General features: G+C 38.3%; 12 protein-coding genes. 4 read left to right on the top strand and 8 right to left on the bottom strand.

The window, feature by feature from the left end; genetic code table 11:
- Window positions 1–17 precede the first annotated feature (17 nt).
- The 4 genes from G9H60_RS06540 to G9H60_RS06525 all read left to right on the top strand — a co-directional run bounded on the left by G9H60_RS06540 (window position 18) and on the right by G9H60_RS06525 (window position 6,858).
- Window positions 18–3,272: a SusC/RagA family TonB-linked outer membrane protein gene (locus tag G9H60_RS06540; protein WP_109323633.1), complete on the top strand. Its 3,255-nt coding sequence runs from the start codon at window positions 18–20 to the stop codon at window positions 3,270–3,272.
- A gap of 33 nt (window positions 3,273–3,305) precedes the next feature.
- Window positions 3,306–5,081 carry a RagB/SusD family nutrient uptake outer membrane protein gene (locus G9H60_RS06535; protein ID WP_223143269.1) on the top strand — a complete coding sequence of 592 codons (1,776 nt, stop codon included), beginning with the start codon at window positions 3,306–3,308 and terminating at the stop codon, window positions 5,079–5,081.
- 83 nt (window positions 5,082–5,164) lie between these two features.
- On the top strand, window positions 5,165–6,091 hold the full coding sequence (locus G9H60_RS06530; RefSeq protein ID WP_223143268.1) for a DUF5050 domain-containing protein: 927 nt from the start codon (window positions 5,165–5,167) through the stop codon (window positions 6,089–6,091).
- Between the two features lie 41 nt (window positions 6,092–6,132).
- A complete protein-coding gene (locus G9H60_RS06525) occupies window positions 6,133–6,858 on the top strand; it encodes a nitroreductase family protein (protein ID WP_223143267.1) in 726 nt (241 codons plus the stop codon).
- Here G9H60_RS06525 and priA read toward each other — a convergent pair whose 3' ends face one another.
- The 8 genes from priA to porL form a co-directional block, all read right to left on the bottom strand.
- Window positions 6,859–9,399, bottom strand: coding sequence for a replication restart helicase PriA (gene priA, locus G9H60_RS06520; protein WP_317197223.1), 2,541 nt, complete (start codon window positions 9,397–9,399; stop codon window positions 6,859–6,861).
- Window positions 9,400–9,420: 21 nt separating this feature from the next.
- Window positions 9,421–10,014: a gliding motility lipoprotein GldD gene (gene gldD, locus G9H60_RS06515; protein WP_262899968.1), complete on the bottom strand. Its 594-nt coding sequence runs from the start codon at window positions 10,012–10,014 to the stop codon at window positions 9,421–9,423.
- 8 nt (window positions 10,015–10,022) lie between these two features.
- Window positions 10,023–10,793 carry a lysophospholipid acyltransferase family protein gene (locus G9H60_RS06510; RefSeq protein ID WP_223143266.1) on the bottom strand — a complete coding sequence of 257 codons (771 nt, stop codon included), beginning with the start codon at window positions 10,791–10,793 and terminating at the stop codon, window positions 10,023–10,025.
- 37 nt (window positions 10,794–10,830) lie between these two features.
- Window positions 10,831–12,303, bottom strand: a complete 1,473-nt coding sequence (pyk, locus tag G9H60_RS06505) for a pyruvate kinase (RefSeq protein ID WP_223143265.1) — start codon at window positions 12,301–12,303, stop codon at window positions 10,831–10,833.
- 98 nt (window positions 12,304–12,401) lie between these two features.
- A complete protein-coding gene (locus G9H60_RS06500) occupies window positions 12,402–12,665 on the bottom strand; it encodes an HTH domain-containing protein (RefSeq protein WP_223143264.1) in 264 nt (87 codons plus the stop codon).
- A 138-nt stretch (window positions 12,666–12,803) separates the two neighbouring features.
- Entirely contained in the window at window positions 12,804–13,706 is a 903-nt protein-coding gene (gene porN, locus G9H60_RS06495; protein WP_223143263.1) for a type IX secretion system ring subunit PorN/GldN, read from the bottom strand.
- A gap of 13 nt (window positions 13,707–13,719) precedes the next feature.
- Entirely contained in the window at window positions 13,720–15,315 is a 1,596-nt protein-coding gene (gene porM, locus G9H60_RS06490; RefSeq protein WP_223143262.1) for a type IX secretion system motor protein PorM/GldM, read from the bottom strand.
- A 33-nt stretch (window positions 15,316–15,348) separates the two neighbouring features.
- Entirely contained in the window at window positions 15,349–16,101 is a 753-nt protein-coding gene (porL, locus tag G9H60_RS06485) for a type IX secretion system motor protein PorL/GldL (protein WP_223143261.1), read from the bottom strand.
- Window positions 16,102–16,134 lie beyond the last annotated feature (33 nt).

Here is a 16,134-nt window from a genome sequence, read left to right as displayed (position 1 = left end):
CTCAAATCTTTTACTAAATGAAAACAAATTTCTACGTAAGCAGAGTGGTCTTTTTAATGGCTTTGATGTTATCCGTATCTTGGGTAGCATGGGGTCAGGACCGAAAAGTATCTGGTACTGTACAGGACGCTAAAGGCGACGGTATTCCAGGAGTATCCGTCTTAGTTAAAGGTACAACCACCGGAACTACAACCGATGGTAATGGAGCATTCTCCATCACGGTAAAAACAGCCAATGCTGAATTGACAGTTAGTTCAGTAGGTTATGTGGCTAAAACTGTTCCAGTAGGAAACAGATCAAGCATCAACATCTCTTTGGATGAAGATGTTAGCCAATTAAGCGAAATCGTTGTAACAGGTTATGCCTCACAACGTAAAAAAGACATCACTGGTGCGGTAGCCGTGGTTAGTTCGAAAGAATTGACAGCAGTTCCATCTGCATCTGTTACTCAAATGTTACAAGGACGTGCGTCTGGTGTAACTGTAGGTAACGATAACTCTCCAGGTGGTGGTACAATGGTTCGTGTACGTGGTTTTGGTTCAATCAACAACAACAGCCCGCTGTATGTAATTGATGGTGTTCCAACTCAAGGTACTTTGAACCAAATTAACCCAAGTGATATTGAGTCTATGCAAGTATTGAAAGATGCTTCTGCGGCTTCTATCTATGGTGCTCGTGCTGCGAATGGTGTTGTAATCATTACAACAAAGCGTGGTGGTGAAGGTGAGCCAAAAATCAACTTTGATATGTACACAGGTACACAAGATGTTGGTAAAACTTTGGACTTATTGAACACAAAAGAATTAGGTCAGTATTACTATGAGTCTGAAATTGGTGCTGGAAAGCCTGCAGGAACTTCTCCTTCAGTTCAATACCGTTTTGGAGCTGATGGAACTCAAACGATTGCGGATTACATCTATCCAAACGTATATGGTTCTTTACCTGCTAACTACACGTACACCAACGACATCACTGATCCTAACTTAGGAAAAACGTCTTGGAACATCACAAAGGCAAACAAAGAAGGAACAGATTGGCAAAAAGTAATTTTTGGACCAGCTAAAATCTCGAATTATCAAATTGGAGCAACAGGTGGATCTAAATATGGTAAATATGCTATCTCAGGTTCTTATTTCAGCCAAGATGGTATTTTGAAATACACTAGCTACCAACGTTACTCTGTTCGTGCAAACACAGAGTTCAAAAAAGGTAATTTGACTTTTGGTGAAAACTTCACTGTTTCTTATGATGAAAAAGTAGGTGTACCTTCAGGTAACAATAACGAATCCAACCCAATCATGTTTGCGATTCGTATCCAACCAATCATCCCAGTATACGATATCACTGGTGGTCCAGTAGGATTAGGTGGTACTAACTCATCTGACTTAAACGGATTTGCTGGTTCACGTGGTTCTAACTTAGGTAATGCTCCTAACCCATTTGCTCGTCAGTGGAGAGAGAAAGATAACCCTACAAAAGGTAGCCACATTTTTGGTAACGTATTCTTAGAATATGAAATCATCAAAGATTTGAAAGCACGTACTAGTTTAGGTTTTGAATACAATAACTACAACCAGTCGGCCTATTTCAACCGTGATATTGAAGCTGCTGAGGCAAGAAACTCAAACAGCTTAACTGTATCTAACTCATTTGATCGTGCAGTAACTTGGTACAATACATTGAACTACAACAAAACGATTGGTGATCATACATTCAACGTATTAGTAGGTACAGAAGCAGTTTCTACTTATGCTTTCGGTTTCAACGCATCTCGTTCGAACTTTGCTTTTGATGATTTATCTTACCGTTACTTGAACAATGGTGCTGCTGCTGGTTTAACCAATGCTGGATCAGGTGCTACACAAACAGCTTTGTTCTCTCAATTCGGAAAAGTAAACTACTCATATAAGGATTTCTTATTAGCTGACTTTACATTACGTCGCGATGGTTCATCTCGTTTCTCTTCTGCATACCGTTACGGAACGTTCCCTGCATTCTCTGTAGGTGCTCGTTTGACAGAATTGGCATTCATGAAAGATTTAACTTTCATCAACGATTTGAAAGTACGTGCTGGTTGGGGTAAAACTGGTAACCAGTTGATTCCAAACGTATACAATGCATATACATTGTTTACTCCAGACCCTAACAATAACGCGTATGATATTGCAGGTTCTGGTAGCTCTATTGCTTCTGGTTTTGATATTGCTCAATTCGGTAACTCATTCGGACGTTGGGAAACAAATACATCTACCAACATTGGTTTTGATGGTAGCTTGTTCAACAACAAATTAGATATCGCTTTTGACTGGTATACTCGTACTACATCTGACATGTTAACTCAGGTACCTATTCCTAAAACAGCTGGAACAGCGTCTATTCCTTATGTAAACATTGGTGAAGTAAACAACACAGGTATTGATATCAACGTAACTTACCGTAACCAAATTGGTGACGTGAGATACTCGATTTCTGGTCAGTATAGCCAATACAAAAACAACGTAGTGAAGTTGAACGACGATCCTAAAGCATCGATTTTTGGATTCTCAACTCGTCTTCCTGCAATTTCTGTAACTAAGGCTGGATTACCAATCGCTTCTTTCTTCGGTTATATCGTAGACGGAGTAATCAAGGATGATGCTGAAGCAGCTTCTGCAACTCAAATTCCTGGTTATACTCGTGCAGGTGTATTCAAATTTAGAGATGTTAACGGTGATGGTAAAATTACTGCTGATGACAAAACAATCATTGGTAACCCTCACCCTGACTTCACTTACGGTTTGAACTTAAACGTAGGTTACAAAAACTTTGACTTGACAGTATTTGCTCAAGGTGTTCAAGGAAATGAGATTTTCAACTACTTGAAATACTGGACAGACTTCAACACATTCCAAGGAAACCGTTCTAAGGATATGTTGTACAACTCTTGGAAGAAACAAGGTGACGTAGCTCAATTGCCACGTTTGAACTCAAATGACACATTCAGTCAGCAGATTTCTACTTACTTCGTGGAAGATGGATCTTATACTCGTATCAAGAACATCCAATTGACTTACACAGTACCTTCTAGCGTAACTAAGAAGTTAAAGTTAAGCTCATTACAAGTGTATGTTCAAGGTCAAAACTTGTTCACATTTAGTAAGTACAAAGGCTTAGATCCAGATATCAACTTGAGAACTTCAGGAAATGACAACCAAGATATCCACATGGGTATTGATGAAGGTGCATTCCCTGTAGCTAAATCATACAATGTTGGTTTAAGAGTAGGATTTTAATCTAGATATCATTTGAAAATAAATCATAAAAAAATGAAAAAGTTAATCACATTCGCATTAGTAGCGATCGTCGGACTGAGCACTTCTTGCTCAGATAGTTTCTTCGACATTCAGCCACAAGGAGCGGCTTCATTAACCTCCTTGAGCAACAAGAATGGAGTGAATGCATTATTGATTGGAGCGTACTCATTATTAGACGGCGTTGGTGCTGGTAATACGGGTCGTCAATCAACCATTTCCAATTACGTTTTTGGTGGTATCACTTCAGGTGATGCTGTTAAAGGAACGGATGCTGGTGATCAACCAGAACAAAGTTTTATTGAGCAATTCAACTGGTTGGCAGATAACACCTATTTCCTAGGTAAATGGCAACACACGTATGATGGTGTAGCTCGTGCAAACGAAGCTATTCTTTTGGCAAAAAGTACTGACGTAAAAGACATGACGGATGCTGAAAGAACACAAGTAGTAGCTGAAGCTCGTTTCTTACGTGGTCACTATCATTTTGAAGGTAAAAAGATGTGGAACATGATTCCTTACATCGATGAGACTATCTACAAGCGTGATGATCCAAACTCAACTAAAATTCCAAATGATAAAGACATTTGGCCAAACATTGAGGCGGATTTCAAATTTGCTATGGAAAACCTTCCAGCTGTACAAACTCAGAAAGGTCGTGCTACTAAATGGGCCGCAATGACTTATTTAGCTAAAACGTACATCTTCCAAAAGAAATGGGCTGCTGCTAAAACGTTGTTAGAAGATGTTTACAAAAACTCTGGTAAGAAGTTAGTTACGAACTACCATGATAACTACAGAAATACGACTAACAATAACGTTGAGTCTATTTTCGAAGTTGAATTCTCTGTAAATGATGGTTCTACTGGTAACAACGGTAACGCTGGTGATAACTTGAACTGGCCATATTCTGCCAATGCTCCAGGTCGTGGATGTTGCGGATTCTATTTACCATCTCAAAACTTGGTAAATGCATTCAAAACTTCTTCTGATGGTTTACCATTAATTGGTGATAAAGCGGATGGAACAGCTGATACTTACAACATGGTTGACCTTCCTAACGATCAAGGTATTCGTTCTTCTACAATTGAATTCAACTTGAATAAATCTATTCCTGTTGACCCTCGTTTAGACTGGACAGTAGGTCGTCGTGGTGTTCAATTCTTGGATTGGGGCCCAATGCCAGGTTTCCCTTGGATTCGTGACCAAAACTATTCTGGTCCTTATACAGGTAAAAAATGGATGTACTACTTAGCTGATGAAGGTAGCTCAACACACTCAACATCAAAACGTGCAGTTAATAACAACTACCGTTTATTGAAAATGTCTTCAGTGATCTTATGGCTTGCTGAGTGTGAAGCTGAGTTAGGTAACTTGAGTGGTGCTGAAACTTATGTAAACATCATCCGTAACCGTGCTAAGAATGGTTCTGTACAAGATCCAACTGTAAATTATGTAGTTAATCCTTATCCTAGTGGTACATTTGCCGCTAAAGGAAAAGATTACGCATTGAATGCAGTTCGTATGGAAAGCCGTTTAGAATTTGCTATGGAAGGTCACCGTTTCTTCGACTTAGTTCGTTGGGGAATTGCAGGTCCTTACTTGAACAAATACATGGCTGAAGAAGCGAAAAATGGTACTGATATGTCAGGAAGAACCTACAACAAAAGAGGTTACTTAGCTGGTAAAACATTCACTACTGGTAAAAATGAATATTTCCCTCTACCAAATGATGAGATCTTAAACTCTCAGAAAGATGGAAAACCAACATTGAAACAAAACAACTACTAGTCGTTTATTTCATGTTATTTAAAAAAGTCAGGACAGAAGTCCTGACTTTTTTTTTGTACATTTTACACATCAAAATCTAAGCTATGAAATACACATACCTCTTGGCAATACTATGTATTAGCTGGACCAGTTTATCGCAAATTCCAGCTGGCAAAAGTGTAATTAGTTCATTACACATCTTTGATGTAAAAACTAAAAAAAGTACAGAAATCCTGAAAGAACATCGCCATTTTGAAGCTCCCAATTGGTCTGTAGATGGTTCTCATTTACTGATTAATAGCCTAGGTCTTTTGGAAAAAATTAGCCCCAGTGGAGTGAAGTTAGGCCAACTACCTACCGGAACTATTCAAAAATGCAATAATGACCATGGCTATAGCTTCGATGGAAAAACACTGTATATTTCCAGTTCGGACCCAAGTTCGGGTATCAGTGGGTCGCTCATTTTTAAGGTAGACAGCCAAGGTGGGCAACCGCAACGATTAACCAACCAAGGACCATCTTATTGGCATGGAATATCACCAGATGGTAAAACCATGGTCTATTGTGCCGAAAGAAATAAAAACTTTGACATCTATGCCATGGATACCCAAGGTGGACAAGAAATAAGGTTAACAACTGAGGAAGGTTTAGATGATGGCCCTGAATATAGCCCAGATGGAAAATTCATCTACTTTAATTCATACCGTACGGGTAAAATGCAAATTTGGCGCATGCACCCTGATGGCAGCAATGCCGAACAATTGACCTTTGATGATTACTCAACTTGGTTTGCACATATCAGACCTAATGGCAAAGAAGCAGTAGTTATCAGCTATTTGGAAGATCAAAAACAAAGCCACCCATTTGGACATCAAGTAAAGCTCAGACTTTTGAATCTAAAGAATAAAAAAATTCAAGATTTAACCGAAGCGTTTTATGGAGGACAAGGTAGCATCAATGTTCCATCATGGTCTCCAGATGGCTCAAAATTCGCATATGTCCGCTATGAACTAGAAGACAAAAAACCTTAATCACCAGGGATTTGTGTATATTTATGTCGAAATATATGTCGATGAATCTATCACAAGCTTTTGACGAAATTGTACTTAAAAGGAGATCTAACAGACGATTTGATACCGAAATTCAAGTCCCTGATGAAGTCATCCAAAAAAGTCTAGAACGTGCCATTCTCTCCCCAAATAGCAGTAATATGCAACTATGGGAATTTTATTGGATTCATAGTTCAGAAGAAAAAGCTCAATATGAAAAGCTATGTTTAGGTCAATCTGCAGCAAGAACAGCGTCTCATTTAGTCGTATTCGTTACTCGACAAGATCATTGGAAAAATCATTCTCAATGGAACATCGATAAGATTAAATCATCCATTACTGGAGAGCCTAGTAAAACTGAAAAAAGGGCCTTGGATTATTATGGAATCTTAATGCCTATTTTGTACCGAACAGATATCCTGGGATTAAGTACTTTAATTCGAAGAGCCATTACTTTTGTCAAAGGGTTTAATAACCCATTCATGCGTTTTGCTGGCTTGGCTGACCAGCGAGTAATGGTACATAAATCTTGTGCATTGGCAGCTCAAACGTTCATGCTTTCTATTACCGCTGAAGGATTTGATACTTGCCCCATGGAAGGATTTGACGCCAAGCTAGTTAAAAGAGCCTTAAATCTCCCTAATCAAGCTGAAATCAACATGATTGTAGCAGTAGGCAAAGGAACTGAGGAGGGAATTTATGGAAAAAGAAATCGTTTGCCTTTTGAAGATGTCGTTTTCAAACGTTGATTAGAGACAATCTACATCTAAAATGATTTGCACTCCTTTACAAGCTTGATGGGAAGATTGACTATCTATCTCTTCTCTCAAGGCTTCTTTAAATTTGGATAATGCCAATCCTTTCTCTATTTTAATCAATATCTCCATAGCATATTGATTCCTGATTCTTTCGATCAGAGGCTTTTCCGGCCCAAGTATTCGACCATGACCAAATTTCTCTTTTAGGGCTGCTCCTAAATGCCTCGCTGCTGTTTCTACTCGAGCAGCATCCATATTCCGAAGGGTCAATTTAATCAATCGACTGAAAGGAGGATAGTGGTAACCTTCTCTTTCCACGATTTCTTCTGCATACATGGCCTCATACTTATTTTGTAAAATATGATCAAAAAGAGGATGTGTAGGTTGATTAGTCTGAATATAAACCTTTCCCTGTTCTTCTCTTCTTCCTGCCCTACCAGCTACTTGACAAATCAATTGAAAGGCTCGTTCATGTGCTCTGAAATCTGGAAAATTAATGACTTTATCCGCATCAAAAATGGCCACCATAGATAAACCTTCAAAATCCAATCCCTTGGCTACCATTTGAGTTCCTACTAAAACATCGATATTACCAGATGTAATTTCAGCCAATAAACTAGTAAATGCTGTTTTAGAACGTGTCGTATCCAAGTCCATCCGGCCAATTCGCGCGTCGGGCATATGTAGCTGTAATTCTTCTTCCAACTTTTCCGTTCCATAACCCATAGTCTTTAACTGTGTACTTCCACAGGCAGCGCAACGACGTAATAAACCCTCTCTATATCCACAATAATGGCATCTCAACTCTTGTTCTCGGGCATGAAAAGTCAAACTTACATCACACTGATTGCAAGTGGCTATCCAATCACAATCCTGGCATTGAATATAAGGTGAATACCCCCTCCTATTTTGAAATAATAAACTTTGCTTTCCTCGATTGAAATTGTCTTCTAAAGCGGCTATCAAATCTACCGAAAAGCCACCTTTCATTTGCTTCATTTTTTGAGCATACTTGGTATCTATCAAAGTGATTTGGGGCAATTGTGCTGTTCCAAAGCGTTCTTTGATTGTTACCAAACCATATTTCCCCTCTTTAGCTTGAAAATAGGATTCGATGGAAGGAGTAGCAGAACCTAATAACACTTTAGCGCCTTGTTGTTTAGCTAAAACCACTGCAACATCACGCGCATGATAGCGAGGAGCAGGGTCAGCTTGCTTGAAAGAAGATTCATGTTCCTCATCTACAATGATCAAACCCAAATTAGAAAAAGGTAAAAAAACAGAAGAACGTACACCTACTACAAAGGGATATTTTCCCTCTACAATAGATTTCCACACCTCTACCCGTTCATTATCCGAAAATTTAGAATGATAAATACCTACTTGCTCCCCAAATATTCGTTTGAGACGTAATACAATTTGAGTTGTTAGTGCAATTTCAGGCAATAAATAAAGCACCTGACTACCATTAGCCAAGGCTTCTTGTATGAGCTTTATATAAATTTCTGTTTTCCCACTTCCTGTAATACCATGCAGTAAAACAACATCTTTTTCTTGAAACTGATTTAGGATCGATTGGTAAGCTTGGTTTTGAGCCTGATTCAATTCAAAAGCCGCCGGGATAAAATCATCTGCATCTTGTCCAAATCTTGACACAACCACTTCAAAGCTTTCAAAAACTTGATTTTTGATTAATGTTTGTAAAGAACTTTCAGATAATTCCGCTTGAGAAAAACTCGACTTCTCTAGCCCTTTTTGATTTATTTCTGCATTCCTTAAAACAGGGATAAACTGGAGATAATGTAAAATAATTGCCAATTGCTTTGGCTTGGATTCCAATTGCTGGATTAGTTCCACTAATTTCTCCTTTACTTCATATGGACTTGTCAAACGAATTTTACGCATCACCTTAGGCGTATATCGATCTTTCAATTCATCGAAAATCAGAACTGCCTGCTTGGCTACTAAAGATTTAATTAAGTGATATGGACTCTTTACTTCCGCTAATTGAGCTATCTCGTCGTAGGACATAGACCCCTTTTCTTGAATGGCATTAAAAATCGATTGCTCCTTCTCATTTAGGTCGGTTTCAAGAGAATAAGCTGGGTTAATCTGTACCTTAGATTGACTAGAAATTTTCAATCCTGCGGGTAAAGCAATTTGAAAAACTTCCCCTGGATAGCACATATAATAATCAGCAACCCAATGAAATAATTTGATTTGAGAGGCTGTTACTAATGGACTATCATCCAATATTTCTAAAATATACTTGGCTTGATATTGCTTAGGAGGTTGATGGTGTACGCAAACAATTACGGCTGTCAAAACCTTGGAAGAACCAAAAGGTACGACAATTCGAATCCCAGCTTCTACTAAATCAGACCATGCCCTTGGTACACGATACGTAAAATACCGCGGTATAGGTATAGGGATTAATGCATCCACAAAAACCGTTGATTCCTCTGAAGACGACAATGCTGTTGACTCGTTCATGCTAGCTACAAAGAAAAGGAAAGATTCGTGTACTGGCAAACCTAGGTTTAACCTAAAAAATTAGGGTTTCCACTGCAGGGTTTGAATAAGGTGGATGGCGTCCTTTTTTAAAAACTGAATAACTGGAGCCAAGGAATCATTTTGGGTAGCTGTTTTAACATATACCGCACCTCGCAAATAATGATTTACGCTATCCGTCGTATAAAATTGAAAGGAAGTTGCCACTTCTCCATCCAATTCAATGATTCCCGCTTTTCTTCCTGAACGGGTCGTCATGACGTATTCTTGAATTCCTCGCGCCTTGCCTTGATGTTTTGATGCTAGGGCATAAGCATCATTAATTAGGTTAGCTAGTTTCTTTTGATCCTTATTCAATGGCTTGTAGGTCAATTGAATAAAAGCTTGCCATTGGGGGTAATAAATATATAACCAATGAGGCTCAGCCCATGAAACTGTATCGGGTAAAACGGTAGCATACTTGGATACTTCAAAAGTAAAAGGATGTCCTTTTTCTACATCTTGGTATTGGGCTTTGGGCAAAATAATCCGATTGTAGCCTTTGGGACGCGGCAAATCTGCCTTTTCTTCCTTTGTTTGATCTGAACAAGCAAGAAAAAAGCAACTGACGAATAGGATGTATATCCAATGGCGCATAGCCTAATTTATTGAGGTTCGTCTAAAGAATAATATTTCAAGATGGGGTCTTGAATGATATGATACAATTTTTCTCGTAACATTGGTACATCTTCTAAAGTTAAACCTTTGGTGATTATGGGAGGATGAATCTCTGCATGAATTACACCCGGTCGAATCATCAAAGGCTTATCTGAGAAAATTTGATAATTATTAAATAAACTGATAGGTACCAAAGGGATTTGTTGCTGAATGGCCATAATTAAAGCTCCATCCTTCAAAGGTTTAGCCATGTATGGATATTTCTTAGATACAATTCCTCCCTCGGGAAAAATAGCAATACTTCTGCCAGATTGTAATGCCTTTAAGGCTTTAGATAAGGATCCAGCACGACTTGCATTATCAGAGCGATTGACTAAAATATTCAATCGAGCATACATATATCCAAACAAGGGCAATTTACCCAAAGAACTTTTTCCAACAAAAGAGGTATAATGCTCTAATAGATAAACGATTACCGGTATATCGAGAAAGGAAAAGTGATTGGCACAAAAAACATAATTCTGTTTTTTATCGGGTACGAAGTGGTGTTTTACTTCAAAGCGGATAAAACTAAAAAAGAAGAAACATTTGGACCATATTCGTACCAATTTAGCGGCATATTTACGGTAACTAATCTTTTGAAGTAGGATAAAAATAAAAGGGTAAAAAAGCAGAAAAACTGCAATGAACCAAAACATGGACCAAAGAGTAAAAAGACCTATGAAAGGATTAGAAAGAAATGGATTCTTTTTATTCATGCTTTAAACACCCAAAAAATAAACAATTAGGGGTTGATTATTCAACCACCCCTAATTGCACGGTATTGGTTTTCTTACCCGAATGGGCAGGAATAGACAAGGTAGTTACAAAAACGTCCCCAGCTGATAATAATTGATCTTGCTTTAATTTATCTACCATGGCAGCTACCGTCTTTTCTGCACTTTCGGCAGATGGATCATAAAAGAATACTTTTACTCCCCATAGTAAGCCCATAGTAGACATCAATTGTTTGTCGGATGTAAATACATATAAATCCGCCTTTGGTCTATGAGCAGATAAGCGGAAAGCTGTATGACCAGAATTAGTGATACAAAGAATTGCTTTCGCTTTGGAGTCACGTGCTAAACGACAAGCTCCAGCAATTAAACGATCGGTTAGAGCTACTTCTTTAGAACTTTGTGCCAAAGCATGGTTCTTGAAATATATCGCTACTTCATCTCCTTTAATGACAGAAATAGCATTTTGTTGCTGCTCTACAATCTCATGAATATGAGCCATGGTTTCCACCGCCTTGATTGGGTAAGAACCTGAAGCAGATTCTCCACTAAGCATGGTCGCAGAAGCACCTTGTAACACAGCATTAGCCACGTCGGATGTTTCAGCACGAGTTGGAACAGGGTTTTGAATCATGGATTCCAACATTTGGGTTGCCACAATAACAGGCTTACCCGCTGCTGTACATTTCTCCACCATCACTTTTTGTAAGTATGGAACTACAGCACCATCCATCTCCACACCCAAATCACCACGAGCCACCATGATACCGTCAGTAGCTTCAATAATTTCATCTAAATGATCAATAGCCTCTGGCTTTTCAATCTTAGCAATCACACGGGTATTTTTACCGTATGCTTTGATTTTTTCTTTAATATCCCAAATATCAGATGCTTTACGTACGAAAGATAAAGCTACCCAATCCACACCATGATCTAATCCAAAATATAAATCTGCCTCATCTTTAGGAGTCAAACAAGGTAAAGAAACCTTAGTACCAGGTAAATTAATCCCCTTCTTTGATTTCAAAATACCGCCATACACTACTTCAGTAAGTACTTCTTTTTTCTCCTTATCAATGGCAAGAACCTTAACTTCTAAGTTACCATCATCCATCAAAATACGCTCTCCTACATTTACATCTAAATACATCGATGTATACGTGGTACCTACTTTTTCTGATGTTCCAAGCAAGTTTTCATCCATCGCAAAGATGAGTTGCTTGCCTGCTTCTAATACAACACCATTGTTCTCCACCATCTGAGTCCTAATTTTTGGACCTTGCAAATCTTGTAGAATACACAAATTCATACCTAGCTCTTCGCTGATAGAACGAATCGTTTTTAATCGCTCTAAATGATCTTCATGCGTTCCGTGTGAGAAATTTAAACGGAATACATTTACTCCAGCTTTAGCTAATTGAATTAAGGATTCTCTTGATTCAGATACTGGACCTACAGTGGCTACTATTTTTGTCTTGCGTTGATACGACATATATACTTAATTATTCAATTTACCCTGCAAGTTACAGCTTAGTCATCAAAAAATTGAATAATTTAAATAAATCATGTCCAAAAATAGCTGTAATCTCACTAATCTAAAGAATAAACCAATTTATCCGACACAAAAAGACGTAATTCAAAATCAAACTTAACAGGCGAACTGTATTTATAGCTCTTAATAATTGAGCAAAAGGTTATTGGAGCTCCCATATCCTTCAAAACTTCCATGTAGCTGCCCAATTGACGGGGCGACATGTGTAAATGCTCCGCCAAGGAAGCTGCAGAACCTGTCGATTCTTGTTGGATTAATCGGTGAATACGATGTAAGCGTTCTAATTGTTTAAGACATTGCATGGTTAGAAATTTAATGCCTCAATATCGAATATGAATAAACAAAAGCGGTCAAACAAGTTGATAATAACCAATAAATATCAACTAATTGGACATAAAAAAAGGAGACCTAAGCCTCCTTTCCTTTTATTGATTACTATTTTAGTTTTCCCACATATCGTGTTCCATTTCCAATAGTTTGTATTCCAATTGTTGTGACATCAAAAGTCCTTCTCGATCAGAGCTATAAATGTCTGTTAAGAATTTGTTTTCTGCATTTCCTTTCTTAATAATTCTAGCTTGAAACATTCTCAAGTCAAAGGCATCTGCCATATTCTTATGTTGGGTTTCATTTTCAGCATTGTACCAAATGCAGTTGGGATTACTTCTAAACAACTTATAAACATCTTTATAACGGAAGGATGCTACAGGCTTATCAAATCCCGCTTTGGTTTTAGATGCCGGAATAATTAAAGTAAGCGCTTGAATATCAAAATACAATCTCGAACGCTGACGATCAATGATGGCATCTTCTTTGATTTCAATGATAGAAAGTTCTTTTGGAAAGAAATACGAATCTAGATTGGCAACAGGTTTGGTATCGAAATCATCTGCTTTTTTTGCGTCTGCAGCAGGCTTAGTAGTTGTTCCCCATCCATCATCAACTGCAGTCTTTTTATCGCCTCCTTCGGCTCCAAATCCAGCGGCTTTTTCTGCTTCAGAAAGACTACCTTCCCCAATGGAATCATCCATACGAAGTTTTTCTTGAAACTGAGCAGGGGTTAATTTAGTCACCAATGAATCATTTACATAAGGTACTAGAATTCCAGCTTCAACCCATTCCACTAAGAATTTAGAAATCTCATTATTTACTGAGAAAAATGGTTGATTGATTTTCTCATTCAAATCCATACGGCGCCATAAACGAGCTTTATAATGAATATTCGCTGGATCAATGGGACGCACTGAATTCAACTTAGATTCATCTACTGGTTTCTCCTGAGCCATGGCACTAAATCCACAGATCAAAGAAACGAACAATAAAAATTGATTGACTGATTTCATATACAGGGTTTTCCTAATCACTCAAAGGAATATTTTTAACCATCGATACAGGGATAGTTTCAATAGTACCTTTGAAATTTTTTCTTTGAACTTCTTTCACTTCAATGTAGTAGCGGTCTCCAGGTTGTGCCTGAGAGGCTAACTTAGCAATTGAACCTGATCCAGGCAAATTAGCTATTTCGTCAATTTTTCTTTGACCACGCACTAGAGCTACATAAACCTGAGCAACGCGGTAATTAGCATCCTCCGGATTAGTTGCTTTAAATGATTCATCGGCAATAGCTCTAGCATCTAAAGTTCTTAAACCTGAAGCACTAGTACCTTTTTTCTCATTCAACTCTCCACCGTTACCAAAGATGCGTACATCTGGTCTTGGTACTCGACGAACTTTAAACGTTTCTTTTCCTAGTAAAGTACCTCCATTGTTCACATTCAACGTAATGGTTGCAGAAGAAGGAACTACAGTGACCTTACCTCTATTTTGGCCAGGAATAACTTCACCACCTTCTGCCGAGAACTGAGGATTCCATAATGCTCCTAAACCCGGGCTAACCACACTTAAACGGTTGGCACATCCTAAATATAATGCCGGTAAAGTAGCCGTTTCAATATTATAAGTAGGTTTTAATACGAAATATTCCTTTTGAATGGATTCTGTTTTGGGTCCTGCTGGACTCATATAAGCAACTGTTGCCGTATAAGTCTTTTTAGAAAGTCCATTGGCATCATATCCGCCACCAGAAGTTTTGAATTTAATTTGACCTCGACCATCCACTACAGGAATAGAAGCTCCATTAAAGCTCATTCGCGGTGTAAAACCGGATGACGTTGCTGCGATGAAAACCTCGGCTTGATATTCCATACCAGCTACTACTGTATTGGCATTAGCAGATACCTGAGCAAATACCTTATCAAACTTAATTTCTTTTGCACCTACTTTAGAAGCCAATTGACTTAGTACTTCCGTTTCGTAACGTCTAATCTCAGCTTGTTTTTGACTCAAAGTAGCCAAAGCTGCTGGTACAGGGGTATGTTCAAAGTTTAATTCAGCAAAATCTTTATTGGACTGTGCGGCATCACGACTAGCCACAGGATCGTCTTTGGCGGCTAAAGCTAAAGATGGGAATTTGGTACCTGGGTCTGCAATAGTTTGTAATTTGGCAACATATTGATCAAACATAGGAACCAATTGATAAGCCTCCCCTTTGGAATTAGCACCAACCATCAATTCAAATACTTTTTCTTCCTCTTTTGGATTTTTAATCGTTCCTGTTTCTGGATCAATCCCCCCACCCGTTTCAATCACCTTAGATTTTAATCCATCGATGTGATTTACCAATTCATCTGCCAGTTTACGAACCTCATTTGCTTTTCTAAGAATATCAGCATAGGCAGCAGGATTAGGAAGATCTTTAATGCGTTCTTCAATACCAGTAACCATACTTTTATTCTTGGAACTTGCTGACTGATTCGCAATTTCCAAACTATTATTTAACAAGGTAAACTTCTGTAAAAGTGCATCACTAACCTGTAAAGCTAACAGGGCGGTGAGTACCAAATACATCATCCCGATCATTTTCTGCCGGGGGGTCTCTTTTAAACTTGCCATATACTTATGAGATCAAAGCTAAAGTGGAAAAAATTAGCCTTTCATAGCTGTTAACATACTACCATATACTTGGTTCAATGATTGAATATTAGCATTCAATTTAGCTAATTCCGTTTTGAACAACTCTGCATCTTTTTGAGTAGCAGCCATTTGTTCAACGGTTAAATTAACATTACCATAGTAACTGTTGATGGCTTTCAAGTGCTTAGTAGCTTCTTGGATCTCAGTTTCATATATTGTGTTCAATGTAGATAATTGATCACCTGCTTTCGCATATTGCTGTGCATATTTAGCTGCTTCAACAGAAGAAACGGAAATAGCACCTAATGAATTGGCTGCTTCTGATACAGATTTATTTAATGTACCTAATGACTCAGATGATGAAGACAATGCCTTCACAAAATCTTGTGTGGCTACTGTTGCCTTAGAAATATCTTGTAAGCTATTCGCCGTTTCGGTTAAACCTTTCAAACTCTTAGTCAATCCCTCTACCACCTCAGGACCCAAACCTTTCAAGCTAGCTAGCGCATCAACACCACCAGTTGAAGTGGGTCTTGCTACAGGAGCACCACCTACTAACTCTGGATAAACCTTTTCCCAATCGTACGATTTTTCTGGCTTTGCCTGTAAGTACAAAACCCCAAACAAAATAAAAATTGCCGCTTCGGTGAACATACCAACCATCAACATTTCGTTGGCTCCATCCCAGTGGACAATTTTAAATAAGGCTCCTACAATTACTACTGCCGCACCAAAACTAGCGATGACATTGATTGATTTTTCCATGTTAAAAAGAATGTAATATAATTTTAGAAAAAG

This window comes from Aquirufa aurantiipilula (assembly GCF_019923745.1).
GTDB lineage: Bacteria > Bacteroidota > Bacteroidia > Cytophagales > Spirosomataceae > Aquirufa > Aquirufa aurantiipilula.
This window is presented reverse-complemented; position numbering and strand designations above follow the sequence as displayed.